The 25,843-nt window shown below is 60.7% G+C and carries 27 protein-coding genes; 26 read left to right on the top strand and 1 reads right to left on the bottom strand.

Going from position 1 to position 25,843, the window contains the following annotated elements:
- Positions 1 to 19 precede the first annotated feature (19 nt).
- The 15 genes from ACYQ1A_RS12830 to ACYQ1A_RS12760 all read left to right on the top strand — a co-directional run bounded on the left by ACYQ1A_RS12830 (position 20) and on the right by ACYQ1A_RS12760 (position 11,593).
- Complete coding sequence (locus tag ACYQ1A_RS12830; protein ID WP_499362539.1) at positions 20 to 1,300, top strand: phage portal protein; 1,281 nt, start codon at positions 20 to 22, stop codon at positions 1,298 to 1,300.
- On the top strand, positions 1,260 to 2,075 hold the full coding sequence (locus tag ACYQ1A_RS12825) for a head maturation protease, ClpP-related (RefSeq protein ID WP_499362537.1): 816 nt from the start codon (positions 1,260 to 1,262) through the stop codon (positions 2,073 to 2,075). The genes ACYQ1A_RS12830 and ACYQ1A_RS12825 overlap by 41 nt, the downstream gene beginning before the upstream one ends.
- A gap of 21 nt (positions 2,076 to 2,096) precedes the next feature.
- Positions 2,097 to 3,401 carry a phage major capsid protein gene (locus ACYQ1A_RS12820; protein ID WP_499362535.1) on the top strand — a complete coding sequence of 435 codons (1,305 nt, stop codon included), beginning with the start codon at positions 2,097 to 2,099 and terminating at the stop codon, positions 3,399 to 3,401.
- Between the two features lie 61 nt (positions 3,402 to 3,462).
- A complete protein-coding gene (locus ACYQ1A_RS12815) occupies positions 3,463 to 3,834 on the top strand; it encodes a hypothetical protein (protein ID WP_499362533.1) in 372 nt (123 codons plus the stop codon).
- Between the two features lie 78 nt (positions 3,835 to 3,912).
- On the top strand, positions 3,913 to 4,470 hold the full coding sequence (locus ACYQ1A_RS12810; RefSeq protein ID WP_499362531.1) for a head-tail connector protein: 558 nt from the start codon (positions 3,913 to 3,915) through the stop codon (positions 4,468 to 4,470).
- 1 nt (position 4,471) lies between these two features.
- Positions 4,472 to 4,807: a phage head closure protein gene (locus ACYQ1A_RS12805; protein WP_062221102.1), complete on the top strand. Its 336-nt coding sequence runs from the start codon at positions 4,472 to 4,474 to the stop codon at positions 4,805 to 4,807.
- A 10-nt stretch (positions 4,808 to 4,817) separates the two neighbouring features.
- The gene (locus tag ACYQ1A_RS12800; protein WP_499362529.1) at positions 4,818 to 5,288 is read left to right on the top strand and encodes an HK97-gp10 family putative phage morphogenesis protein; all 471 of its coding nucleotides are present in this window, start codon (positions 4,818 to 4,820) and stop codon (positions 5,286 to 5,288) included.
- Positions 5,285 to 5,629, top strand: a complete 345-nt coding sequence (gene gp17, locus ACYQ1A_RS12795) for a tail completion protein gp17 (RefSeq protein WP_062221108.1) — start codon at positions 5,285 to 5,287, stop codon at positions 5,627 to 5,629. The genes ACYQ1A_RS12800 and gp17 overlap by 4 nt, the downstream gene beginning before the upstream one ends.
- 60 nt (positions 5,630 to 5,689) lie before the next feature.
- The gene (locus ACYQ1A_RS12790; RefSeq protein WP_062221111.1) at positions 5,690 to 6,346 is read left to right on the top strand and encodes a phage tail tube protein; all 657 of its coding nucleotides are present in this window, start codon (positions 5,690 to 5,692) and stop codon (positions 6,344 to 6,346) included.
- Positions 6,347 to 6,787, top strand: a complete 441-nt coding sequence (locus ACYQ1A_RS12785) for a hypothetical protein (protein WP_499362526.1) — start codon at positions 6,347 to 6,349, stop codon at positions 6,785 to 6,787.
- Between the two features lie 38 nt (positions 6,788 to 6,825).
- Positions 6,826 to 7,047: a phage tail assembly protein T gene (locus ACYQ1A_RS12780; protein ID WP_062221120.1), complete on the top strand. Its 222-nt coding sequence runs from the start codon at positions 6,826 to 6,828 to the stop codon at positions 7,045 to 7,047.
- Positions 7,048 to 7,062: 15 nt separating this feature from the next.
- Positions 7,063 to 9,813: a phage tail tape measure protein gene (locus ACYQ1A_RS12775; protein WP_499362524.1), complete on the top strand. Its 2,751-nt coding sequence runs from the start codon at positions 7,063 to 7,065 to the stop codon at positions 9,811 to 9,813.
- Between the two features lie 3 nt (positions 9,814 to 9,816).
- The gene (locus tag ACYQ1A_RS12770) at positions 9,817 to 10,152 is read left to right on the top strand and encodes a phage tail protein (RefSeq protein WP_062221130.1); all 336 of its coding nucleotides are present in this window, start codon (positions 9,817 to 9,819) and stop codon (positions 10,150 to 10,152) included.
- The gene (locus ACYQ1A_RS12765) at positions 10,149 to 10,847 is read left to right on the top strand and encodes a phage minor tail protein L (protein WP_062221133.1); all 699 of its coding nucleotides are present in this window, start codon (positions 10,149 to 10,151) and stop codon (positions 10,845 to 10,847) included. The genes ACYQ1A_RS12770 and ACYQ1A_RS12765 overlap by 4 nt, the downstream gene beginning before the upstream one ends.
- Positions 10,844 to 11,593, top strand: coding sequence for a C40 family peptidase (locus tag ACYQ1A_RS12760; RefSeq protein ID WP_499362521.1), 750 nt, complete (start codon positions 10,844 to 10,846; stop codon positions 11,591 to 11,593). Before ACYQ1A_RS12765 ends, ACYQ1A_RS12760 begins: the two co-directional genes overlap by 4 nt.
- A gap of 34 nt (positions 11,594 to 11,627) precedes the next feature.
- Here the strand turns inward: ACYQ1A_RS12760 and ACYQ1A_RS12755 are convergent, their stop codons facing one another.
- Positions 11,628 to 12,359, bottom strand: coding sequence for a PEP-CTERM sorting domain-containing protein (locus ACYQ1A_RS12755; protein ID WP_499362519.1), 732 nt, complete (start codon positions 12,357 to 12,359; stop codon positions 11,628 to 11,630).
- A gap of 268 nt (positions 12,360 to 12,627) precedes the next feature.
- Between ACYQ1A_RS12755 and ACYQ1A_RS12750 the strand changes: the two genes are divergently transcribed.
- The 11 genes from ACYQ1A_RS12750 to ACYQ1A_RS12700 all read left to right on the top strand — a co-directional run.
- Positions 12,628 to 12,831, top strand: coding sequence for a hypothetical protein (locus ACYQ1A_RS12750; protein WP_499362517.1), 204 nt, complete (start codon positions 12,628 to 12,630; stop codon positions 12,829 to 12,831).
- A gap of 97 nt (positions 12,832 to 12,928) precedes the next feature.
- Complete coding sequence (locus ACYQ1A_RS12745; RefSeq protein ID WP_499362515.1) at positions 12,929 to 13,504, top strand: tail assembly protein; 576 nt, start codon at positions 12,929 to 12,931, stop codon at positions 13,502 to 13,504.
- Positions 13,501 to 17,973: a TipJ family phage tail tip protein gene (gpJ, locus tag ACYQ1A_RS12740; protein ID WP_499362513.1), complete on the top strand. Its 4,473-nt coding sequence runs from the start codon at positions 13,501 to 13,503 to the stop codon at positions 17,971 to 17,973. Before ACYQ1A_RS12745 ends, gpJ begins: the two co-directional genes overlap by 4 nt.
- Positions 17,974 to 17,981: 8 nt before the next feature.
- Complete coding sequence (locus ACYQ1A_RS12735; protein ID WP_499362511.1) at positions 17,982 to 19,748, top strand: pyocin knob domain-containing protein; 1,767 nt, start codon at positions 17,982 to 17,984, stop codon at positions 19,746 to 19,748.
- A gap of 2 nt (positions 19,749 to 19,750) precedes the next feature.
- Positions 19,751 to 20,287, top strand: a complete 537-nt coding sequence (locus ACYQ1A_RS12730) for a hypothetical protein (protein ID WP_062225594.1) — start codon at positions 19,751 to 19,753, stop codon at positions 20,285 to 20,287.
- A gap of 117 nt (positions 20,288 to 20,404) precedes the next feature.
- Positions 20,405 to 20,683: a hypothetical protein gene (locus ACYQ1A_RS12725; protein WP_062225600.1), complete on the top strand. Its 279-nt coding sequence runs from the start codon at positions 20,405 to 20,407 to the stop codon at positions 20,681 to 20,683.
- 58 nt (positions 20,684 to 20,741) lie between these two features.
- On the top strand, positions 20,742 to 21,065 hold the full coding sequence (locus tag ACYQ1A_RS12720; protein WP_499362509.1) for a hypothetical protein: 324 nt from the start codon (positions 20,742 to 20,744) through the stop codon (positions 21,063 to 21,065).
- On the top strand, positions 21,044 to 21,709 hold the full coding sequence (locus ACYQ1A_RS12715) for a hypothetical protein (RefSeq protein WP_499362507.1): 666 nt from the start codon (positions 21,044 to 21,046) through the stop codon (positions 21,707 to 21,709). Before ACYQ1A_RS12720 ends, ACYQ1A_RS12715 begins: the two co-directional genes overlap by 22 nt.
- The gene (locus ACYQ1A_RS12710) at positions 21,706 to 22,209 is read left to right on the top strand and encodes a lysis system i-spanin subunit Rz (protein WP_499362506.1); all 504 of its coding nucleotides are present in this window, start codon (positions 21,706 to 21,708) and stop codon (positions 22,207 to 22,209) included. The genes ACYQ1A_RS12715 and ACYQ1A_RS12710 overlap by 4 nt, the downstream gene beginning before the upstream one ends.
- Positions 22,210 to 22,476: 267 nt before the next feature.
- Complete coding sequence (locus ACYQ1A_RS12705; RefSeq protein WP_499362505.1) at positions 22,477 to 24,444, top strand: alkyl/aryl-sulfatase; 1,968 nt, start codon at positions 22,477 to 22,479, stop codon at positions 24,442 to 24,444.
- Positions 24,445 to 25,399: 955 nt separating this feature from the next.
- The coding region (locus ACYQ1A_RS12700) for an FxDxF family PEP-CTERM protein (RefSeq protein WP_499362504.1) at positions 25,400 to 25,843 on the top strand (444 nt) is incomplete at its 3' end.

Here is a 25,843-nt window from a genome sequence, read left to right as displayed (position 1 = left end):
GTGGTATGACACCCAGCGCGTGAGCCAGTCCGGATCGGTGGTGCTGGCTAAATGGAATGCCGAGCGCCAGGCCGTAAAAAACGAGGCGGCGCACTCGATCAGCACGGCGCGCCCCGGTACCGAAGTCTACGAATGGCTCACCGGCGGCGCACAGCAAGCGGTGGCGGGCGTTGCGGTGAATGAGCGCACCGCGATGCTGGTATCGGCCGTTTACGCGTGCGTGTCGCTGATTGGTGGTGCGGTTTCCAATATGCCGCTCGACATCTACCGGCGCAGTGGCGACGCCATCATCAAGGTGAACGAAGACAGCAATCTGTTCTGGCTGTTCAACGAGGAACCGTCGGCAGTATGGTCGGCGCCGGTGGCGTGGGAGTACGCCATGTCTTCGCTAATGCTCCATGGTGATTCCTTCTGGCGCATTGTGCGCCAGTCCCCGGTGAGCCCGGATATCGTCGCGTTCGAGCCGTGGAACCCGCTGGCCGTGGTGGTACAGCGCGTCGCGGGGCGTCTGGTTTATACGATGGTCGATCCTGACGGCAATGTGTTTGTACTTGATCAGGATGATGTGTTGCATGTGCCGGGTGTCGGTTTTAACGGCCTGCGCGGCATGAGCCCGATCCGGCATGCGGCGCTACGCAATGCGGTGGGCGTGGCGCACGCGGCCGACGGCTTTGCGGCCAGCTTCTTTTCAAACGGCGCGCGGCCCGACTTCGCGCTGACCACCGACGGCAAGTTGACCGACGAGGCCGTAAAGATATTGCGGGATACGTGGGAGGCCCGGCACAGCGGCCCGAACAACGCCCACAAGCCAGCGGTGCTGACCGGCGGGCTCAAGGTGCAGCAGCTGACCATGACATCGCAGGATGCCCAGCTACTGGACACGCGCAAGTTCCAGATCGAGGACATTGCGCGCATTTACGGCGTGCCGCCCCACATGATCGGATCGATGGACAAAACGTCGGCGTGGGGCACCGGCATCGAGCAGCTATCCATCAGCTTTGTACGCTTCACGCTCATGCGCCACCTGGTGAAATTCCAGGCAGAAATCAACCGCAAATGTTTCAGAACGGCGCGCAATTTCGCCCGTTTCGACGCGTGGGCGCTGGAAAAAGGCGACTTGAACAGCCTGTTCACCGCCTTGCGCGTGGCGGTCGGTCGGGCCGGGGAGCCGGGACTGATCACGGTTGACGAGGCGCGGGCACGCCTTGGCATGTCCCGCGTGCCGGGCGGCGACAAACTTTTTGACGGGGGAAACGGTAATGCATCAACTGATGCGCCTGATGGCGCTAAACAAAAGTAATTCGCGCCGGTTTGAGGTGGTGGCTAGCGCGGCGGATGAGGCCACCATTTACCTGTATGACGTGATTGTCGCCAATCAGGCCGAAGCGGACTGGTGTGGTGGTGTCGCAGCCGACAGCTTCGTCAAGGCTTTGCAGGGCGTGACCGCCAGCACCATCCACCTGCGGATCAACAGCCCCGGCGGTGACGTGTTCGGGGCGCGTGCGATGGAGCAGGCGCTGCGCGAGCATCCTGCGCGCGTGGTGTCGCACATCGACGGCGTTGCGGCGAGCGCGGCCAGCTTTCTGTCGCTGGCCGCTGACGAAATCGAGATTACGCCAGGCGGGTTCTTCATGATCCACAAGGCGTGGACGATGGCCTATGGCAACAGCGATGACCTGACGCGTACGGTCGCCCTGCTGCAGCAGATCGATGAGTCATTGGTGGCCAGCTATGCCGCCTCCACGGGGCAGGCTGCGGACGAAATTCGCGCCTGGATGTCGGCCGAGACGTGGATCGGGGCCGAGGACGCCGTCAAGCTGGGCTTTGCGACGCGTATTGCAGGGCAGGCGCCCACAAATGCCGGGCGCTGGGATTTAAGCGCCTATGACAATACGCCAGCGCCTCTGGCCAGCGCCGCCACCGTGGCGACATGCGCCGACGCGCTGACCAGTAGCGTGCGTGCCGTGCTGGCTGAAATGGGTATCACCTCGCCCACGGCGGCTGTAGCGCCTGACCCCGGCGAAGTCGAACGCGAGCATCGCCAGCGCCTGCTGGCCTTGCATCAACGAATCTGATCAACGCTCCCGCGCTGATCCATGAAGCCACCCACCCGGGTGGCTTTTTTATTTCCTGACGGAGAAAAAGGTATGTCTATCCAAGCACTGCGGGAGCGCCACAGCGCCCTGGCCAAGTCCATCGAAAACCTGCTGGACAAGAATGTAAACCCCACGTGGAACGGCGATCTGGAAGCGCAGTACAAAGCGCAGCTGGCCGAAATGGACACCATCGCGGCCGACATCTCGCGCCAGAACACCTTCCGCGCGCGCATGACCGAACATGCAAACGCCGGCGGCGGCCAGATCAGCGACGACGTGCGCAACCAGTTCACCCGCACGCCGGGTGCGCATAGCGATGACGTGGCCGGCATGCGCGCTTTTCTGGCTGGCGGCGTTGCCAATATGAGCGAAGAGGCGCGCAGTCGTATGCAGGCGCGCCAGTCGCACGACATTCGCAACGCGATGTCGACGACGACCGGTTCTGAAGGCGGCTACACGGTCGCGCCGGAATATTTCGGCGAGTTGACCGCAGCCATGCGCGCTTACGGCGGTGTGCGTGCGGTGGCGCGCACCATCCAGTCTGCCTCGGGTGCGGTGCTGAATTTCCCGACCGCCGACGCCACTGCCGAAGTCGGCGAGATTGTCGGGCAAAGCCAGTCAGCATCGGCCGCAGATACCACATTCGGCAACAGCACGCTGGAGGTGTTCAAGTACTCGTCCAAGGTGATCGCTGTTCCTTTCGAGCTGATTCAAGACTCCATGTTCGACATTCAGGGCTACGTGCAAGCCCTGCTTGCCCTGCGTATCGGTCGTATCACGGCGCAGCATTTTGCCGTCGGCAGCGGCGTCGGCCAGCCACGTGGTCTGATCACTGCTGCGGCCGTGGGTAAAGCTGCGGCGTCTGGTCAGGTTGCGTCGATCACTTATGAAGACCTGGTGGATCTGGAGCACTCCGTCGACCCGGCGTACCGCACCGCTGCAGGCTGGATGATGCACGACAGCACCCTGCGCGTGATTCGCAAGATCAAGGACGATGAAGGCCGCCCGATCTTTGTGCCGGGCTATGAGCAGGGCAACCCCGGTGGTGCGCCGGATCGTCTGATGGGTCGTGCCATCCAGATTTGTCAGGAAATGCCGGTCATGGCCGCCAACGCCAAGTCGCTGGCGTTCGGTGATTTCTCCAAGTACTTCGTGCGCGAAGTGATGGATCTGACCCTGTTCCGCTTCACCGATTCGGTCTACGCGAGCAAAGGTCAAACGGGCTTCCTGGCATTCAACCGTCAGGGCGGCAACCTGATTGACGTGGGCGGCGCGGTGAAGGTGTACCAGAACTCCGCGACCTGATCACGCACAGGGCGGCTTTGTGCTGCCCTGTTTTTCCTCACGCAATTGATAAGGGGGCCTCATGGCCACGAAGAAAATTGATGCGGCTGCGCCCGAGCAAACTGCAGCCGATGACCTGACCACCACCAGCGAAGAGGCAGGTCTGAATGATGCCCAAGGCGCGGACGACGGCTTTGCCGATGTGCAAGACGAACAATCGTCGGCGGCCGATGCGTCTGCCGAGCCGGAGCAGGGCGCGTCCGAGCTGGTGCCGGACGCCGTTGAGGCGCCAGCGGCACTGCCGGAAATGGTCGACTGCCGTGTGTTGTCGCAATGCCAGTACGGCAGCGTAAACGCCGTCGTCAGCCTGCCGTGGGCCGAGGCGCACGCGGCCTTTAAAGCCGGTCAGGTCGATCCCACCCCGGCCGCTGTGGCGTACGCACGCAGTCTGTAATCAACGCTGGCCGCCCCGGCGGCCGGCTTTCGGAATGTCGTTACTGCAGCGCCATTCCGAAAGCCCAAGGAGCAACCCATGTTTACCCGCATCGAAGCGCCGGCAGAGATGCCGGTCACGCTGGAAGAAATCCGCGCGCATTGCGTTGTCGATATCAGCGACGACGACGCGTTACTTGAGGCACTGGTCGCCGCCGCATATAGCCAGGCCGAGCATCGCACCGGCCGCGCATTGTTGCCGCAGGTCTGGACGCTCGAATGCAGCGCCGGTGCCATCGCGAAAAGTCACGCCATTCCGCTGCGGCATGACACCACCGACGTGCTGTCGGTGACGTGGATCGACAGCGCGGGCAAGCAGCAGGAATGGCCATCAAGCAACTATCGGCTGCAGGGCCGGTACCGGCTGGTTCCGGTCAGTGGCTGGCCCGATACCGGCGGCGCGCCGATGACCATCACCTTTCGTTGCGGCCGCTTTCCGACGGTGGCTACGTTGCCGCAAGACATCAAGGCCTGGATCAAACTGCATGCAGCCACGCTTTATGCCAACCGTGAAGCGGTGCAGGGCGGCCAACAGGTGGCGCTGCCGCGTTCGTTTGTCGACGGGCTGCTTGATCCCTACGTGCTGATCGAGGTGTGACATGCGCGCAGCCCGATTACGTCACCGCATCAGCATCCAGCGCAAAACCATCACGCGCTCGCCCAGTGGCGAGCAGCTGCACGAATGGCAAGAGATTGCCAGCGTGCGCGCAGGCGTCGAGCCTCTTCGCGGTAGCGAGCGGATCGCTGACGGGCAGGTACGCGCGTCGGTCGATACCTTGATCGTTATCCGTTACCAGCGCGGGCTGAAGGTCGGCGCCGATGACCGCGTGGTACATGGCGACGATATCTACAACGTCGCCAGCGCCATCGATGTGCGCGGCGAGCACGACACTATCGAAATCATGGCCACGGCCAACGGGGTAAGTGATGGCTAAGACCGTACAAGTGCAAACGACCGGCCTTCGCGAGCTGGGGCTGGCCATCCAGAAGCTGAACCGCAAAACGCAAACCACCATCGCCCGCTCGGCGCTCGCCGCCGGCGGCCGGGTATTTGCCAAGGAAATGCGCACGCGCGTACCCATGCTCGAGGCCGACACGGCGCAGCGTAAGCGCGGCACGGTCAAGAAGAACATCCGCGTACGGGTGTTGCGGCCGGTGAAGGCGGGCGAGCTGCAAGCCGTGATCGGTGTGCGCCGGATCTCGAAAGATCAGGCAAAGCTGTGGCGGGCGACGTCCGGCCAGCGCGGCGCCGCCAATCCCGATGATCCGTTTTACTGGTATTTCGTCGAATTCGGCACGCGCAAAATGGCCGCCCGGCCTTTTGTCCGGCCGTCCTATGAGGCGGCGAAATCCGAGGCGGCCGAGCGCACCAAAGACCAACTCAGAAAACGCATTACGCAGGAGGCGGGCAAATGAGTTTCCGCGAACAGGTTTACCAGGCGCTCGCGCCGCTGGTGGGGGCCCGCTGCTATCCCGAGTTGCTGCCGGAAAACCTGGCCGACTATCCGGCCATTTACTGGAGTTACATGGCGACGCCGGATGCCACTGTTGGCGGCGAGGCCGACGAAGAGTCGATCCGCCTTGAGATCAACGTCGTGGCACGCACCACCGATGCGCTGGCCAGTCTGCGCGTGGCGGTCAGTGATGCGATGTATGACACCTTTGACACGGCGCAGCGCATCAGTGACATGCCCATGCCGTACGACGACAGCGGCGGCCTGTTTCGCCGCGTCATTGAATTCAACCTGCGCGCCTGACCCGCCGCGCGCTTTGTCCACGACCCGCTTAGGCGGGTTTTTTTACGCCCTGAGGAAACTATGGCCAAGAGTCAAACTACGCCGTTTCGCGGCTCTAAAATCTCGATTCTCTCTGGCGTGCTGGCGGCCAAAGCCGTCACCGCGCTTTCCAAAGCCAACCCCGCCGTCGCTACGCTGGCCAATCACAACCTGATCCAGGGCGACGTGGTGCGCCTGGCGGGCTTCGGTGCCGACATCGATGGCGACTACGCGGTCAATGTCGTATCGGACAGCACGTTTCAGGTGCTGGGCCTTGATACCACCAATGCCACCTTCGCCGTGTCGGCGACCACCACTGTCGCAGAGGCGACCTGGCTGGACATCGCTGAAATCACCAACTTTCAGGAGGCAGGCCGCTCGATCAGCCAGATCGAGACGACGACCGTCGCGTCTGAAGAAACCGAATCGGAGCCGGGTTTGCCTTCGGCCGGCACGGTGCAGCTCACCTTCAATGCTGCCCCCGACGTTGCATCGCAAACGCAGCTGGCCGCCTACGAAACCAACGGCGAGAAGTTCTGGAGCCGTCTCACCTTGCCGCGTGGCCGTGGCTACAAGCTGTATTACGGCTACATCTCGACCGGTGCCGGTCTGGATGGCGCTGTGAACGGCGTTTACACCTCGGGCGTCACCATCCAGTTGTCCGGTCCCAAGTACTACGTCAAGCAACAGGTGGCTTAAATGGATAAAGAAGCTCTTCGCGCCGCGCTGTGCGGCATCGTTTCCAATCTGACCCCCGTCATCCTGAACCGCGACATGACGGTCTATTTACGCGCCACCACGGTCGGCGCCGTCAACTTTGATATCAGCCTGGGCCTGGCCCACATGCTGAAGCTCGCCGAGCAACAAGGCGTTCCGGTGGATCTGGATGACTGGCCGGACGTGGACAAGCTCAAGGCGTTTTTGCGCCGCCGTGTCGGTGATCCGTTCATGTTGGCGCGCCGCCTGGCCGTGCGCCTGTGCGATGAAGCCGGCGAGCTGCTGTTTGACGCCAGTAACGAGGACGACCTGAAAGCGATCAACGCGCTCGACGGTTCGGTGCTGGATGTCTTGCGCGTGGAACTTGACCGCGAGACCGCCGCAAAAAACTCGGCGCCCGGCGACGCTTCCAGCTCCAGCTGAGCTTCGCTCTGGGCAAAACACTGGCCGAAATCGAGGCCATGCCCGAGGCCCACTATGCCGAATATGAAGCGTTTGCCGCACTCGAGCCCATCGGCATGCACCGTGCCGACTTCAATACGGGTCTGATGGTGGCAAACATCATGTCGGCACTGGCGGGCGGCAAGCATGCGCCGCGTGACTACATGCCGTTTCAGCACCGCCGCGAGGAGATGGAATTCGTAGACGAGTTCCTGATGCAGGGCGATGTCGTAATCGGGTAGAAAAAGGAAAAAGGCATGGCAGGCGATCTGGGTAGTTTGAACATCCTGCTCAGCCTCGACATGAGCGAGTTTACCGGGCCGCTCTCGAAAGCCGAGACGCAGGCCCGGGCTTCGACCAGCAAGATCGCGGCTGGCGTGGATACGATCAGCAAGAGCACAAAGGCCGCATCGGAGTCGATGCACAGCTTTAGCCTCGATTCGATGCAGGCGCGGCGCGAATTGATGGTGCTGGCCCATGAAGCCAGTCAGGGGTCGTGGAAGAACTTCGCGGGCTCGCTCATGGTGCTGGCCGAGGCCACCGACGCTTTGTCGGCGGTCATGAGTCCGGCTGGCCTCGCAATCGGGGCCTTCGTTGGTGCGCTCGCGCTGGCAGGCGCACAGATCTATCACGGCCATGAAGACTGGGTCGCATTAAACAAAGCCGTCACTAGCACGGGCGGGGCGGTCGGCCTGACCGCTGAGCAGATCGACAAGCTAGCGCCCAGCGTGGCGGCAGCCGGCGGCTCAATCAGCGATTCGGAAAAGGCGCTGATCGCACTGACCGCCACCGGCCGCATCAGTGGCGACCAGTTGACCGACTTTGGCCGCATCGCGGTCGAGATGGCGCACGACACCGGCGACAGCATTGAAAAGGTGGCGGAAAATCTGGCGGGCCTCAGTGATGACGCCGTTAAATGGGCCGAGGATTACAACAAGCAACACCATTTCTTGACGGCCTCCCAATATGATCTTGTGAAGGCACTGCAAGATACTGGCGACACCGCCGGCGCCGCAAAAGCGGTGGTCAACTCGCTGGAAGAAGCGCACGCGCGGATGTCCAGCACCGGCGTCGAACAAGTGGGCTTGCTCGAAAAAAGCTGGAACGGACTGGTCGGCACACTTCAGAGTGCAAAGCACTGGCTGGGCGAAATCGGGAAGCCGGATACAACGGCCGACCTTATCAAGGATCAGACGGACAAACTGAAAGATGTCGATGCCCGGCTGCAGGCCGCCCGCGCCAGCAATAACCAGCAGGCGATCGGACAGCTTGAGGCGTGGCGGCAAAGCATACTGAAAGAGATCACGCCAGAACTTGATCGGTTGAAGGCGCTGCAGGCAAAGCAAAGCGGTAATGCGGCTGCCAACGCCAACACGGCCGCTGGTGGTGATCTGGCCGTCAAGCTGGGCGCCTACAACGACGACCGTCGTTATGCGACGCCCGATCAACAGCACCAGCTGGACACGCAGAGCGAAAACAATCGCTGGGCCACGATCAATGCCCAGTACGCCAAATACGTCGCCGGCAATGACGCGATCACCAAACAGTTTGCCGCTGGCACGAAGCAATACCAGACGGCCGTGGCGGATCGCAGCAAGATCGAAGCAGATTACGCGGCCGGGCTAGCCCGGCATCAAGACAACCTCAAGCATATTGATGAGCAGTACGCCAAAAGCCAGAACCACGGCAGTGACAACGCGCTGAATGCTCAGCTGACGAAGCTGGATGCGCAGGCCAAGGCGGTCGAGGACGGGCTCAAGTCGTCGCTGGAGCACATCAAAAGCCTCCGTGATCAAGGCGTCTACTCCGCGCAAGAGGCGCTGGACAAGAGTCACGAGGCTCGCGTCAAGGCGCTCAAAGATGAACTGGACATCGTCTCTCAGGAAGAGGGTGTTGCCGCCGGTAAAAAGCAGCTGTCGGCGCTGGCCAAATACCAGGGCAAGGCCAAGCAGCTGCGGGACGCCATGCTGGATGAGCAGAAGTCCTATACCGACGACACGGCCACGCTGGCAAAGCAGCAGCAGGCCAACATCAATGCCTACTCCGCGTCGCTGGACAAGTTGCTGCAGGCCCGCAAGGCAGCGGCTGATTCCAGCGTTGCCGCCGTTGGCATGGGCTCGTTCCAGCGCGACCAGGCCAACAAACAGGATGAGATCCAGAAAGACTGGGCCGACCGCTACAGCGAATTGACGCTGAAGCGCCAGACCCATCCCAAGGAATTCAGCGACCATGAGTACCAGTCCGAACTGAAGGCGCTGGGCGATTACGAAAACCAGCGTGTCGCGATGGAGCAGGACACCACCGACCGATTGCTGGCCGCACAAGGCGACTGGACGAACGGAGCGAAGCGGGCGCTGGACAACTACGCGACCAGCGCGGCGGACGTGGCATCGCAGACCGAAGGGCTGTTCAACGATGCGTTTTCCGGCATGGAAGATGCGCTGGTGACGTTCGCAACGACCGGCTCGCTCAGCTTCAAGAGCATGGCTGATTCGATCATCAAAGACCTTGCGCGCATGGCGGCCAAAGCGGCCACCAATCAGCTGTTCCAGCTTGGCGCAACGCTGGTTCAGTCCTACTTCGCCGATACAACGCCGTCCGGACTGAACGCGAACATCACGCTGCCCTACAACGCGGACTACGACACATCGTCGGCCAGCGTGGGCGGGACGGAGCAATACCCCTGGCTTGCCGGCGCGCGCGCCACGGGCGGCTCAACCGATGCCGGATCGGCCTATCTGATCGGCGAGCGTGGCCCGGAAGTGTTCGTGCCCGACGTGTCGGGCAAGGTGGTGCCGAATAACAGGCTGTCCAGCCTGGGCGGGGGCGATACGCATATCAGTACCACGATCCAGCTGAGCGACAGCGGCGCGTCGTCGCAAACCACGGGCGATTCAACGGCCAACGCCAAAGCGCTCGCGGACTTGGTGAATACGCAGGTGCAGGCCGTACTGGCACGCGAGCAGCGTCAGGGCGGCGTGCTGTGGCGCATGAAAAACGGAGGTTAAAGCGTGCCCGAAACTTTTACGTGGAGTCCGCTGCTTAACGGGCAAGGCACAACCACCTTGCGCACGCAAAAGGCGCAATTTGGCGATGGCTACAGCCAGATCGCTGCGGATGGCCTGAACAACATCACGCAGTCGTGGCCGGTTTCGTTTACCGGTGGCGCGGACAAGATCCAGGCGATCCGAGATTTTCTGGAGCAGCACGCGGGCAGCGCGTCGTTCTACTGGACGCCGCCGCTGGGCAAACAAGGGCTGTACCGCGCCGCCAGCTATACGCTGAATCCGCTCGGCGCCGGCAAGTACACGTTATCGACCACTTTTGATCAGAGCTTTGCGCCATGAGCATCACCGCAGACGTACAGAAGCTTGAGCCGGGTGCGCTGATTGAGTTGTTCGAGCTGGACGCGACGCAGATCGGTGGCGATCTGCTGCGCTTTCATGCCAACACCGTCGTCGGTTCGATCTGGTGGCAAGACAACGAGTACAGTGCCTGGCCAGTGCAAGCCGAGGGCTTTGCGCGCACGTCAGACAGTCAGCAGCCGTCGCCGGTGCTGTCGGTCGGCAATGTGCAGGGCACGATTTCGGCACTGTGCATTTATCTTGATGACCTGGTGGGTGCGCAGGTCGTGCGCCGGCTGACTTTCGGGCGTTATCTCGATGCGCGCAACTTTGCCGACGGCAACCCGGAAGCGGACCCGGCGCAGGAATTTCCGCCGGAAATCTGGCTGATCGAGCAGAAGACCAGCGAGACCAGCGAGGCGGTTGCGTTCCAGCTGAGTTCGGCGCTCGACTTCAACGGGATCCAGTTGCCGCGCCGGCAGATCATCGCGAACGTGTGCGGCTGGCTGGCTATTGGCGGTTATCGCGGCACGTATTGCGGTTACACCGGTACGAAGTATTTCGACAGCATGGGCAATGCCGTATCCGATCCGGCACTGGATCGCTGCGGCGGTTGCCTGTCGGATTGCAAGGCGCGGTTTGGCGACAACAACGAGCTGCCCTTTGGTAGTTTCCCAGCAGCGGACCTGACGCGATGAACGAAACAACGATAGCGGCGATGCGCGAGCACGCCAAAGCGGATTACCCGCGCGAGGCCTGCGGGCTGGTGGTGATCGTCAAAGGGCGAGAGCGTTACTGGCGCTGCCGCAATCTGGCTGTCGGCACCGATCAGTTTCGTCTTGATCCTCAGGATTACGCTGCGGCCGAAGATGCCGGCGAGATCGTCGCGGTGGTTCACAGCCACCCCGACGAGGACGCCCGGCCGAGCGATGCAGACCGCGTTGCGTGCGAGGCCTCGGGCTTGCCCTGGCTGATTGTTTCAGTCCGGCCCACAGTCGGTGGCGAACTCGACGCCAGCCAGATCGTACGCTTTGAGCCGGAAGGGTTTGAGGCGCCGCTGGTGGGGCGGCCGTTTGTGCATGGCGTGCTGGATTGCTATTCGCTGGTGCGCGACTGGTACAGGCGTGAGCTGGGCATCGAGCTGAAAGACTTTGCGCGTAGCGATGGCTGGTGGGATCGCGGCGAGGATTTGTACATGCGCCATTTTGCCGAAGCCGGCATGGTGGAGGTAACGGGCGAGCTGCAGCGTGGCGACGTAATCCTGATGCAGATCAGGTCGCCTGAGAATGCCAACCATGCTGCGGTTTACCTTGGTGACGGCGCGATTCTGCATCACCTGCACGGGCGGCTCTCCAGTCGCGATTCTTATGTGCCGTGGCAGCATCTCACACGCGGTGTGCTCCGCCATGGGTATGCCGGCGCTGCGGCCGCGCCGGTTGTATAGATCGACCGATGCGTCAGTGCCGATCCACTTTGTCTCAGGCGTCCTTTTTCGATTTCACGCGAGCGCGGGTAACGATCCCTGCAAGGCCCAGTCCCATTAATGCCCAGGTTTCCGGTTCCGGTACAGGCGCGGCCCAAAGCTCGATTTCTGTGTTGGCGTGTAAAACGAACTTGTCGGTGCCATCGGTGTTGAAAGCGGGCAGGTTAAACGTGAACACGCCCGCGTGTTCCTCGTACTCGCCGTCAAAGGGCGCATCTGCCCAGGTCTCGACGTAGCCTGGCTGTGAGTAGCCGCGTTCCAGAGGCGTATTCAAGGTGGTGGTTGCATTGAGTACGGCAAGTGAAAGGTAAGGTGAACTAAGCACCTTGCCCGGAAGGTTAAGCGACGCGTCTGCATATGCAACGATGTCGTACTGGAAAGTAATCTGTCCCGCAACGCCGTTGGTATGCAACTCTTGAAGTAGTTGTACGAAACTCTGGGATTCGGGGCCGGGGACGCCGGTCTGCAGGATCGAGAGGGAGCCTCCGGTGGAATCAGTCGCGAGATTCATTTCGAAGGTCGAATAGTCGTCAGAATGAGTGATTACGGGTGCTACTGCCAGCGTGGTGTCGTCATGCGAGATAAAAGGCGCCGTTGTCGACGTGAGCGCCAGATCGGGCGAAAAGCTCCAGTTCAGCGAGATAGAACTGTAAAGCGGGCTGGCATGGGCGGGAATGGCTGCTATTGCTAAAGAAAGCACCAGTGCGGACCGGACAATAAGATTCATGATGCTGACTCCAGAAAAGAACAACGAGGGCTGCGCAAGTGTCTGACTCGAATCAGACGTGTGGCTTTCTGATGTTAGAGTATTTCTTTGCGCCTCGGGCGCACGAATCTGACCGCTGGGCAGCGCGCTCGCCCCGTCCGATAGCTGGCCGCGCCAGCCGAATAAGGACAATGTCCTACATACTCGTGTGGCCCAGAAGGACATGCTGTGGCAGTTTTGGTTGGATCAGAATGGACTGATCTGCGCTTTCACTTCTGGAATTTCAGTCATGCCTCTTAAATTCTCAGCCGCGCACAAGGCTGCATATGATGCACACTTTGCTGCGCTGGACGCATATAGAAAGGCTCTTCTTGATCCGGGCGTCGACCCTGAGCACTGCCTGGAGTTACTGGAGGCGCAGCAAACCACCTTTGCGGTCTGGATGGAATTGTGCGAGCACGACTACGGCCTCGCTGACCCACCGGAGCGATAGGGCAAAGCCGGGTCAGCAGGATGACTGACCCGCTCCCGTTTACGCATCCTGATTCGTTCAAGCCCGCATTTGCGGGCTTTTTTATTGGTCACGCTAAATGCAGATACTCCGAAATATCCGTCTCTATGGCGCGCTAGGCGCGCGTTTTGGTCGCGTTCACAAGCTGGCCGTGGCCAGTGTCTCGGAAGCCATGCGCGCGCTGTCTGTGCTGCTACCCGGCTTCGAGCAGGAACTGATGCAAAGCCGCGATCGTGGCGTCGGCTATGCCGTGTTTCACGGCAAACGAAATATCAGCAGCGACGAATTGCACCATCCAACTGGCTGCGACATCCGCATCGCGCCGATGCTCACGGGTAGCAAGCGGGGAGGTCTGTTCCAGATCGTGCTGGGCGCAGTGCTGATCGCGGCCAGCTTTGTACCTGGCCTCAGTGCATTCGCTCCTGTCCTGTTGCACATGGGCCTGGCTATGGTCATGGGCGGGGTGGTGCAGATGCTCTCGCCGCAGGCGACGGGGTTAGGCACCGGCGACACTGGCGATAACGGAGCCAGTTACAACTTTAACGGCGCGGTAAACACACAGGCACAGGGCAATCCGGTGCCTTTGTTGTATGGGCGAATGATTGTCGGGTCGTCGGTGATCTCGGCAGGTATTTACGCGGAAGATCAGACATGAGCGAAGCAAACGACAGCCTGCACAGCACGGCCTATATCAAGGTGCTTGATCTGGTTTCGGAAGGCCCGATCAAAGGGCTGGTGAACGGGCAGCAATCGGTTTATTTCGATGAAACGCCGCTGCAGAACCCGGACGGCAGCTACAACTTTTCAGATGTGACCTTCGATTTCCGGCTGGGTACGCTCGACCAGCCCTATATCTCCGGCCTGCCAGCGGTGGAGAACGAAATCTCCGTCTCGACCGAACTCAAGTCGGATCACGCGTGGTCGCATTCCGTGAGCAATACTCAGCTGTCCGCGGTGCGCGTGCGTTTGTCGGTGCCTTCGCTGATGCAGACCGATACTTCCACCGGAGACATGAATGGTTACAAAGTTGAATACGCCATTGACGTAGCGACCGATGGGGGCGCATTCGTCACGGTAATCACCGCGGCGTTCTCTGGTGAAATCGTCAACAAATACGAACGGACGCACCGCATCGATTTGCCTGCGGCGAAGGCGGGCTGGACTATTCGCGTGCGCCGGATCACGGCAAACCGAAACAATGCCTATGTGTCCGATACAACGACCGTCGAGTCCATCACGGAAGTGATCGACGCAAAATTGCGCTATCCGATGTCAGCGCTGATGTTTTCCCAGCTGGACGCCAAACAGTTTTCAAATGTGCCGGCGCGGGCGTTTGATCTGTATGGGCGTATTTTGCAGGTGCCGTCCAATTACGATCCCGATACCCGTAGCTATGCGGGCATCTGGGACGGCACATTCAAGCTGGCGTACACCGACAACCCGGCGTGGATTTACTACGACCTGGTGCTTAATTATGTGTACGGCCTCGGCCGCTTGCTGACCGCCGCGCAGGTCGATCGCTGGGCGCTGTACCAGATCGCACAGCGCTGCGATGAGCTGGTCAGCGATGGCAAGGGAGGGCTTGAGCCGCGCTTTACCTGCAATGCGTACATCCAGACCCGCGCCGATGCGTACAAGCTGCTGCAGGATCTGGCCTCGGTCTTTCGTGGTGTCAGTTACTGGGGCGGCGGCAGCATCCAGACGCTGGCCGATATGCCGGTTGATCCGGTCTACACGTACACGGCCGCAAACGTGGTCGATGGCAAATTTACCTATGCGGGCAGCTCTCGTTCAACGCGCTACACCGTGGCGCTGGTGTCGTGGAATGACCCGTCCGACTTTTATCGCGCGAAGGTCGAATACGTCGAGGATCGCGACGGCATCGCGCGCTATGGCGTGGTACAGACTGAGCTAACGGCGTTTGGCTGCACCTCGCAGGGCCAGGCGCAGCGGCTGGGCAAATGGACGCTGCTGACTTCGCGGCTAGAAACCTCGGCCGTGTCTTTTACGGTCGGCCTTGATTCGGCACTGGTCGGGCCGGGCAAGCTGGTGCGTATTGCAGACCCGAAACGTGCCGGCCGCCGCATCGGTGGCCGTGTGCGCAGTGCAACGGCCGATACGGTCGTGCTCGATCTGGCGCCGACCATCGCGGCGGGCGACAGCCTGACGGTGGCATTGCCCAGCGGCATCAGCGAGACGCGTACGGTCAAGCTGGTCAGCGACAACGCGGTGACGGTCACGGCCGCATGGTCTGAGGCCGTACAGCCGGAAGCGGTCTGGGCCGTGGAAAGCAGCGCGCTGACCGCGCCGATTTACCGCATCGTGTCGATCACACAGAAAGAGGCGCTGCAGTTTGAAATCAACGCGGTGCAACATGAGCCGCAAAAGTTTGATGCGATCGACAACGGCACGCGCATCGATACGCGCCCGATCACGATCATCCCGCCGTCCGTGCAGCCGGCCCCGGCGAGCGTCACGCTCAGCACGCACACGGTGATCGATCAGGGCATTGCCAGTACGGTGATGACGATGGCCTGGCCGACCACCGACAAGGCGATCGCGTACGACGTTGAGTACAAGAAAGACGACAACAACTGGGTAACGCTGCCGCGCACGGGCGCGCTCAATGCCGAAGTGGCTGGCATTTATGCGGGCCAGTACATGGCGCGCGTGCGGGCGGTCAATGCCCTCGGCGTGTCCTCCGCCCCGACCCAGTCGGTGCTGACCAGCCTGACCGGCAAGACCACGCCGCCGGCCGTGCCGCTGTTCCTGCGCACGACGCCGGGCGTGTTCAGCATCGATCTTGAATGGGGCTTTCCGGACGGCGCGACCGATACGCTGTACACCGAAATCTGGACGGCAACGAACGACAACCTTGCCACCGCAAATCCGCTCGGCAATTACGCCTATCCGCAGACCACGCATACCGTCATGGGTGTCGAAGTCGGCGTGACCTGGTATTACTGGGCGCGGCTGGTGGATCGCAGCGGCAACGTCGGCGCGTGGTATCCATCCGGCGCCGGCGTGGCCGGGGCAGCGACCACGGTCGAGTCGGACATCATCAAGGTCATCGGCCAGATCGGCCCGGAGCGGCTGACGCCTGATCTGCTGCAGCAGATGGACAAGGTCGACCAGCTCGATGACGACGTCGACGCGTTGAATGCACAGATTGCGCAGATCAACACGTCGCTGCCGGACATCAGCGGGCGGCTTGACCTGGTCGACTCGGCCAGCGACGCGGCCGCATCTGCCGCCATCGAGCTCGCGACCAAGGCGGCGGAAGCGATCGCCGGGTTGCGTCGCGAGAAGGCCATCAGCGACGCGACGATCGATGTCGACCCGGACACGGGCCTGATTTCGTTAAAAGTCACCGCGCCGGTGATTGATGACGTGTCGGCCCGCGTGCGCACCATTGAAATCACGATGAACGCGCAGACCGGCAAGCTGACGCAAGTGGTGTCGGATGTATCGGGGCAGGGGACGCGGCTCACCGCCGCCGAAAGCCTGATCACGCAGCTGGCCAACAGCCTGAGCCTTAAAGTCGATGCGGTGTATGTCGACAACGCGTTGAGCGCGGTCAACAGCGGTACAGACCAGAACACCAGCGATATCGCGTCGCTGGCGTCGGGGCTGATCGATGCGCTGACCGGGCAGGCGACGACCCGGCAGCAGGCGCGCGCGGCCGGGGTGAACTTTGCCTCGGCCCAGCAGCAGCTTAATTCCACGGCGGATGCCTTGACGGCAGAAGCCAGCGCGCGCACTGCGCTGGCGGTGCAGCTGGGCGCGACGCAATCGGCACTGGTCGTTGAGCAAACCGCACGCGCCACGCAGGACGACGCGCTGGCCAGTAACATCCTGGCCGCTCAAGTCCGCATCGGCAATGCGGAGGCGGCGCTTTCGTCGGAAACGACGGCGCGCGCTACGGCCGATGCCGCCATCGCGTCGGATGTGTCGACGCTCAAGGCGCAGCTAGGCACGACCAATGCGGCGATCACCTCGGAGAAGTCTGCACGCGCCGATGCTGATACAGCGCTCGGTGTGCGGATCGATTCGGTGCAGACGTCGCTGGCCGGGGTGACCGCAAGCGTCACCAGCGAGACGCAGGCGCGTACCGCTGCTGATAGCGCACTGGCCAGCCAGATCACTGCAATCAATACGCAGCTGGGCACGGCCAATGCTGCGCTGGCGTCGGAGGTCTCGGCGCGGGTGGATGCTGATACCGCGCTGGGCAAACGCATCGACACGGTAACGGCGTCGGTCGCGTCGGCTCAGGCCAGCGTGTCGCAGGAAGCCCAGACACGCGCGACCGCAGATACGGCCAACGCGCTGGCCATCTCGCAAGTACAGACGAATCTGAACGGCGTCAGTGCTTCGGTCACGCAGCAGGCCCAAAGCATCAACGGGCTGTCGGCGAACTGGACGGTCAATCTGACTGCGGGCGGCAAGGTGGCCGGCGTAAGGCTGGCGGGTGATGCTTCGCAGGGCACGTCGTTTGATGTCCTGGCCAACAGTTTCCGGGTGAGTTTGCCGGATGGCAGTGGCTCGACGCAGGTGTTTGCGATCGGGCAGGTCAATGGCGTCAATGCGGTCGGTATCAGCGGCAACCTGATCGTAGACGGCAGCGTCGGCGCGCGTGCGATGGCGGTCGATTCGTTGTCGGCCATCTCGGCATCGCTGGGCAACATCACTGCCGGTTACATGCGCAATGCAAACGGCAGCTTTTATATCAACCTCAACGCGGGGGCGAATGACTCGGTCATTGCCGGGCCGGGCTTTTACATCACGCCGGCAGGTCTGGGTTTCTTTGCGCGTGGCTTGATCGGCGCCAGCGTGCCGGTGGCCAGCGGGCAAGTAAACATCAACATCATCGGCGGTTCGTCGCCGACCGCATCGACGTCAATCAATACCGGCATCGATATCAATCTGGATGACCCGAATTCGATCGTCCCCTATCAGGCGCTCGCGTTCTTCAACGAGCACGACGCGTCGGATTACGGACAGGCCGCCGAAATCACATACATCCAGACATCGAGCCGCGTCGCGCGCATTTATCTCCAGATCACCGGTTCTTCCAACAAGAAGAACGGGGTGCGCGCAATGAACTGGTTCCTGTACCGAAACTAAGGAAAGCAATGGCAAACGCAAACTGGTACCGCGCCGGCACAGTCACGCTGGCGGCGGGGAGTACGGCTGTCGTCGGCGTAGACACATCGTGGTCGACGCAGGTCAACAGGGGAGACCTGTTCCTGACTGATGGCACGCGGGTTTATGAGGTCGATTCGGTCACCGACAACACGCATCTCGTGCTTAAAACCGCCTGGGCTGGCGCCGCGGTGGCCGGCGCAAGCTACGCGATCATTCGCAACTTTACCGGCACGCCGCTGGGCGACTTTGCGTCTGACCTGGCCACGCTGATCAATCGCTACGAGCTGACGCTCGATGAACAGGTGCAGCTGCTGACCAGCACCGCCGCCACCATGCAGATCACCAATACGTCCGGGCTGCCGGTCACGGTGCCGACCTGGGCGGGCATGCTGCAATGGATCAACGGGCGCACGGCCAAAGACGTGAGTGCCGGCGGCACGATCGCACTGACTGCGGCGGATATGCAGGCGGGCATCATTGAGCTTACCGGCTCACTGCCGGCAGCAGTGGCGCTGCAGTTTCCGGCGGGCACGTCCGGCATGTGGATGTTCATCGACAGCACCACGCGCAACAGCAAGGCCATCACGGTTGCGGTGGCCACCGGCGCCGCCTTTACGCTGCCAGCGGGCGCAATCGGCACGCTGGTGGTACGTGCTGGCGTTGTGGTTTCGGCCTTGCCGACGCCGGCGTCGGTCGGCGCGCAGCCAGCCGATGCCACACTGGCCGCGCTGGCGGGCCTCGCCACGGCGGCGGATCAGTTGGTTTATGCGACCGGATCGGATGCATTCGCCCTGACCGCGCTGACCGCGCTGGCACGCACGCTGCTGGCGGGCGCCGACACGGCCACCATGCGCACAACGCTGGGGCTGGGCACGATGGCCACGCAGGCCAGTAATGCAGTGAGCATTACCGGCGGCAACATTACCGGCCTGACGGTTTCACCGAACGGCGGCGCACGGGCCGACGTGCTGGATTTCAACGCGCTGACCTCGCCCGGCGTCATCGAATTCACCTCGGCCGCCAGCCTTTCCACTTCGACCAATGCGCCGCCGCTGTCCGGTGTGGGCGTGCTCGAAGTGGTGCGTGCGTTGAGTGCCACCACGGCGCGCCTGTTGCAGCGCTGGACGACCACCACCGGCGGCTTCGCCTGGCGCTTTCAGGATTACAACGGCACGTGGTCGGCCTGGCAGGTCTTGAGTTCGATGGCCCAGCAGTCGGCCGGCGCCGTGGCCATCGCCGGCGGCGCCATCGATGGCGCGGCGATCGGTAATACCACGCCTTCGACGGGCAAGTTTACGACGCTGCAGACGACGGGCATCGCGACGATCGGCGGCAACCGCCTGATTCTCGGGACGGATGCGCTGGGTGGGGCACGTGAAAACGGCGGCTCGGTGACGCTGCTGCCCGGCAACGCCAGCCAGTACTGGCACTTTGGCAACTACGGCGGCGCGCTCAGCTTTCGCCAGGGCGCGACCTTCGCGGCTGGCACGCAGACCCTGAGTCTCAACGGCACTACGGGCCGCCTGGTGCTGGGCGCCGGTACCGATGATGGCGTGCATCTGTTGCAGGTCGGCGGGCCGCTGGTTTCTTCGGGCCCCGCGCTGCACGGCGTCTACACGCTATCGACGCTGCCCAGCGCGGCGGCGTACGCGAACCACCTGATCACGGTTTCCGACGCAACGGGCGGCCGCAAGGTCTGCCAGTCGGACGGCAGTAACTGGAAGCTCATCAACACCACAACCACGGTAAGTTAAAAATGACTCTCGAAGAACGCACCCGCCCTTATGAAACACTGATCCGCCATGCCCTCGCCGGCATCGGTGGCGCGCACCACCAGACCATTACCGAGATTCTCAAAGATGGTGTGGTGATCAGCGCGCAGGTCAATGACCCGGTTTCGCTGTCGCTGGCGGATGGCCAGAATGGTTTGTCGCTGGCCAGCGTGCTGGGCGACACCGCAGCGGCCGCACTGACCGAAAACGAGGTGGTGAAAACCGCACTACAGGCCGAGCAGGTCGCGCATGCGGCGGCGGTCGACACGCTCACTGCGCAAACGGCAGCACTGACCGCTGCAGAGGTGGAAAAGACGGCGCAAGCGGCGGCGCTGGAGCAGGCGACTGACGCGCTGGAGCAGGCCAACGCGACGCTGGCCGATCTGCAAGAGCAACTGGCGCAGCGCACGGCCGATCTTGCGGCAGCCTCGCAGGCGGCGGCCGAACTCCGTGCTCAGCTGCAAACGGTACAAGATGGACAGGCGGCGGCGTCCATTCAAGACGACGAGCCAGAGGCATAAAAAAATCATCCGCCGGCGGAGCTCTCCAGACCGGCGGACTCAAGACATTCCGGGGGGAGTGTCGCTTTAAGCATAGATCGCTTTGCCCCGATTACAACCAGCGAGGAAGGAGTCACCGTGCCGTATGAAAACAAATCGCCGACGCTTGCCGAGGTCATGAGCTCGCTGGAAGAGCTGAAAGCCAAGGTTGATGAAATCCGGAGTGGCTTCCCGAGCGGCGATCCGTCTGGCCATCGCGAGTATCACGACGCGCTGATCCGGCGCGAAGAAGAGCAGCACAAGCTGTATCTGGAAGTCCGGGCCCATGTCGCGAAAGGGACGGTGTGGGCGGTTCTGGTCGGCCTGGCGGTCTGGTTTGGCTGGACTGTGAAACACCTCATGCCGATTCCGCATTAAACGCAAGCAACAGACGAACCCGGCTCCGGCCGGGTTTTTTTATATCTCGGGGAAAGCAATGAAAAAGACTTTTGATCGTTTCAAGTGGCGCGTTGGCCTGGCGCTGTTGTTTACCGTGCTGGCCTTTGCGCTGTTCGAGCCGCTGACGCGCGCGACCGGTGTCCCGGAAATCGCCCGGCTGCTGCCCGCGCTGGCGGTGGTGTGTTGGGTCGATGTGTCGTTGCTGGTGCAACGCGTGGTGTTTCATCCGCAAGTGGATTTTCAGTGGCTGGTGCATGGCGGAAGTGACGGCTTCCCGAATTCCGCCAGCATGGCCTGGATGTTCTGGCTGGGTCACATGGTTCGCATGGGGATGGTGCTATGCATCGTTTACTTGAGCTGATGGCGGCGCTGATGCTCGCCGGCGCCGCCATCGCGGCACCGCTACCGGGCGATGCGCCACTGCTGATTCCCCAGCTCAAGGTCGAGCTGGCCACGTTCTGGCCCGCTGTTGCGCCGCGCGCCTGGGTGCCGGCGCTCATCGAGCAGGAAAGCGGCTGGAAAACGAACGCGCAGCTTAAAACCGGGCGCGAGCTGGGCTGCGGCCTCGGGCAATTCACCGTTGCTTATGACGCCGCCGGCAGGGTGCGCTTCGACGCCCTGGCGGAAGCGCGCGGACTTGATCGCTCACTGGCGGCATGGTCGTGGCGCGATTGCGCAAAGGTGCAGTACCAGCTGCGCGCGGTAGTGCTGAAGCTTCGCACCAATGATCGCCAGTGCCAGCCGCTGATGGCCGACAACCGCAGCGTCAAGGCATGCGCGGCGGCCATGTACAACGGCGGCGCCGGTTCGGTGGCGAAGCGCATCACGTCGTGTCGGCTTGCCGCTGGGTGCCAGCCCCGCGTCTGGTTTGGCCAGCTTGAGCGCCAGTGTCCGCAGGGTAAGGGCAGGGCGGCCGGCTATGGCGAATCGTTCTGCGAGATCAACAGCCGCTATCCGGGTCGGGTTGAGGCCCGCTTGCCGCGTTATGTCGAGGTGATGAGATGACGAGAATTCTGCCGTGGTGGGTGCGCTGGGTCGCGCTCGGTTTGCTGGTGGTGGCCGTGGCCACCTTTTTTTATGTTCGTGGTGCAGACGCCAAAGATGCGGACTGGTCGCTACGCGACAACCAGCGCGTCGCGCGTGAGGCCAGTGCGGCCGCTCACCTTAGTGAGCAGCGCCGGCGACAGGAAGCGTCGATGGCCAGCGCCGTCGCCGCGATCGATCAACAACGTTATGAGGAAATGAGCCATGCCAATCAAGAAAACCAACGCATGCAGCGCGCTCTTGCTATTGGTGCTATCCGCGTGCGCATCGCAGCCCGTTGTGACGCCGCAAGTGGAGTGTCCGCGCTTGCCAGCGCCGCCAGCGTGGATGATGGAGCGGCGACAGCCGAACTTGACCCAGCGACTGCATCAGACCTGGAAGGCATCGCAAACGACGGCGACGCTGCGATCAGGCAGTTAACGGCGTTGCAGGAACTCTACGAGAGCTTGCTCCGCCGATAGGTATGGGAAGCGCCTATAACAACATATCGTCCGCATTCGCCTCTCCACCGCGCGTGCCGCGAAATGAGCACTTTTTCCGGAGGTTTATCCGTCTTTCGGCAGAGAAAAAATTGCCTTGTACAAATAAGTGACCGCACTTCGTTCCAAATATTCTAAGGTTTGTACGTGTTGCAATAAGTTGCCCTTCTTGCCCCCTCAATTCCAATAACAAGTTTCCGCGTTCGGCCGCAGAGCCGGGCAAACCTGTACTCATTCATGGAGTTGATCATGGAAAATACTTTCTTTTGCAAGACCGCGCTTGTCGTTAGTTTGCTTCTCGCTTTCTCACCGGCTGGTGCCGAAGGGCCGAAACCTGCGACGAATTTCACCAAATCCGCGAACCAGCAATTGCGCGACTACTTGCCTTTTAATAATAAGCAAGACTTCGACGATGTTCAGCGGGGCTTTATCGCGGATTTACCGAATCCGGTTATTAAAGGAAGTAGTGGAAACACAGTCATTGACCTCTCTCAGTTTGATTTTCTGAAACAGCAAGGCCCCGCGCCCGAAACGGTAAATCCGAGTCTCTGGAGGCAAGAACAGCTTCTTTCCGTTCGTGGGCTATTCAAAGTGGTGGACGGCATTTATCAGGTTCGGAATATCGACCTGGCAAATATCACCTTTATTCGCGGAAAGACGGGGTGGGTCGTCATTGATCCCCTCACTTCTGTTGAAACAGCGAAGGCGGCGCTTGACCTGATCAACAGTAAGGTAGAAAACCTGCCCGTTAGCGGCGTCATCTTTACGCACAGTCATGTTGATCACTTTGGTGGGATCCGCGGCGTGGTGAAGGAGGAGGATGTGCGGGCAGGCAAGATACCGGTCGTTGCACCGGTAGGTTTCATGGAAGAGTCGGTGAGCGAAAACGTTTTTGCCGGGAATGTCATGAGCCGGCGCGCCTCTTACATGTATGGCAATCTGTTGCCCAAAAACCCTCAAGGCGCGGTAGGCGCGGGCCTTGGCCTGACCACGGCGGCTGGCACGATCACGCTGTTTGAACCCAGCAAATTAATAAGCAAAACCGGCGAACGAATGACGATTGACGGCATTGATGTCGTCTTCCAGATGGCGCCCGGTACTGAAGCGCCTGCGGAAATGCTCTTTTACTTTCCGCAATTCAAAGCGATTGATCTTGCCGAAGATGCGACGCATACCTTGCATAACATATTGACCATGCGCGGCGCTAAGGTAAGAGATGCCGGGAAATGGACCCGTACTCTTGATGAAACCGTCGATCTTTGGGGGAAGGATGCGGTTGTCTCCTTCAGCAGTCACCACTGGCCGCAATGGGGGAATGACCGCGTGGTCGAGCACCTCGAAAAGCAGCGCGACTTATACAAATACATCAATGACCAGACGCTCAGGATGGCCAATGAGGGATTGACGATGCACGAAATCGCCGATCAATTCCAGTTACCAGATAGCCTGGCAAAGGAATTCTACAATCGAGGCTACTATGGCGATCTGAAGCATAACGTCCGGGCCACGTACCAATTCTATCAAGGTTGGTGGGACGGCAACCCGGCCAACTTGAATCCGCTGTCGCCGGCCGACGAGGCCAAAAAATATGTCGAACTGATTGGCGCAGATAAACTGCTCGCGTCTGCACGCACCGCATTCGGGAATGGGGAATATCGTTGGGTTGCCACCATTACCAACAAGCTGGTTTTTGCTCAGCCGGATAATCAGGCGGCAAGAAATCTGGAAGCGGATGCGCTTGAGCAAATGGGTTACCAAGCGGAGTCCGGCCCCGCACGCGATATGTACCTGTCCGGCGCTCAGGAGCTTCGACACGGCGTGCAAAAAGCCGCGACACCCAATACTTCCTCGCCGGATATCATTCGTGGAATGACGACCGAAATGTTCCTCGATTTTCTCGGTATCCATTTCAACGGTCTTAAACTCGGCGACAAAACGTATCACTTCAATCTGATCTTTCCGGACACTAAAGAGAAATTCACTTTGTATGCCGAGAACGGGGTTTTGGGCTACGGCAAATCAAAGCAGTATCAGACTGCAGACGCGACGATTACGCTTGATCGCAGTACGCTAGACAAAATCGCGCTCGGCCAGTTGAAATTGGGAGGACTCTCAGAAAGCGGCGAGGTTAAATTTGTCGGGAGCAAAGCCAAATTCAACGAATTGATGGCGCTCTTCGACAAGTTCGATTTTTGGTTCCCCATAGCTTCGCCGTGATCTTGTTCGACGGAGGGCTGGGTTAGGGCTTTGAAGTTAAAGGTACATCCAGTTTCATGTAGCACGCTCTTGAAGGCCCTCCATTTATTGGAAGCCGCCGCGAGGCGGCTTTTGCACGTCGCCTGATATCAGACAGGCCGAAAGGCCACCCCAATTATGGTTGGGTATGGTGTCTCCTCGCCACGCTTGCCATCTGCACCGGGCGTATCTTTTGCTGGCTCGGAGTTCGACGGCGGATTTGGCATGAGCGGCTGCGCGGTCAGTTTTGATGCAACTCGCGATTCACACGAAACCTTGTAGATTTTGCGGTTTCCTAAATGGTCTATACACGACCTTTCGATGCCTCCCTTTAGGTTGGGTATAGAATTCACTAACAAACCAGAGACGCCGTGGGCGCCTGTATCTTGTGTCGACAACGTCTTTAGCCGGGTTGCCATACCGCGATGTTGCTTCTTATGCTTTTTCGGACATGATTCGACGGCAAGCCGCGATAGCCCCCCCGAGCCAGCCACCCTCCTGAAAAAGCCGCCGGCTGCGTTCAATCAGCCGGCGGAACACAAGGTTGTCAATGAGAACATTGACAAAGCACTATATGTCTTTGTCAGGATTTCGCAAAAAAAGTCAGTTGTTTGGTTGGGTCCAATGTGTTGATTAAATGCAACTGACGCCAAATATCCTAATGGTTTCATGAAACTGATACAGATTACGTATTGAAAATGTTATTGCTTTCGCATAAATTGCAAAGTGGCTACCCCTTACTGGCAAGTCTGGGGTGGTTGTTTTGCGGGAGCCCCACTTTTGTGGGGCTCTTTCCATTTTCAAGGGTCGAAGGTGCCGCCTGTCGGCACCCTTAAAACCAGCTTAAATATCTGTTTACTTACTTTTGGCAAAAGCTATACTCCTCATTGCAGTCAGCACTATCCTTACTACTCACCCATGAACGGAGACTTGCCAAATGCGTTCCTTCAAACTTCTCGCCGCCGCCGCTTTGATCGCTGCAGCAGCAGGCGCCCAAGCCGACACTATCGACTGGGGCACCCTTTCGGTTGACGGCTTCTATAGCAACTCAGCTCACGTATCCGGCTTGTTCAGCGACGAATATGATTTCAAGCTGGACGGCACCTTTGACAACACTGCTCTTGCAGTGTCTGCCAACCTGGCAAACAAGTTCGACATCACTAACGGCCTGATTACCCTGTTTGCCGCTGGTGGCACCGAACTGGCCAGCTACACTTTCGACGGCACGACCGGTAGCACCACCTATGATTTCGGCAGCCTGGGCATCGGCTCGTACTACTACGTGGTGACTGGCTTGGCCGATGGTCCGAAGGGTGGCTCGTACACCTTCCAGGCTGCTATCAACCCGGTGCCGGAACCTGAGACTTATGCATTGATGGGT

This window comes from Silvimonas sp. JCM 19000 (genome assembly GCF_054652575.1).
The sequence above is the reverse complement of the archived record's forward strand: the minus strand, read 5'-3'. Positions and strand labels throughout refer to the sequence as shown.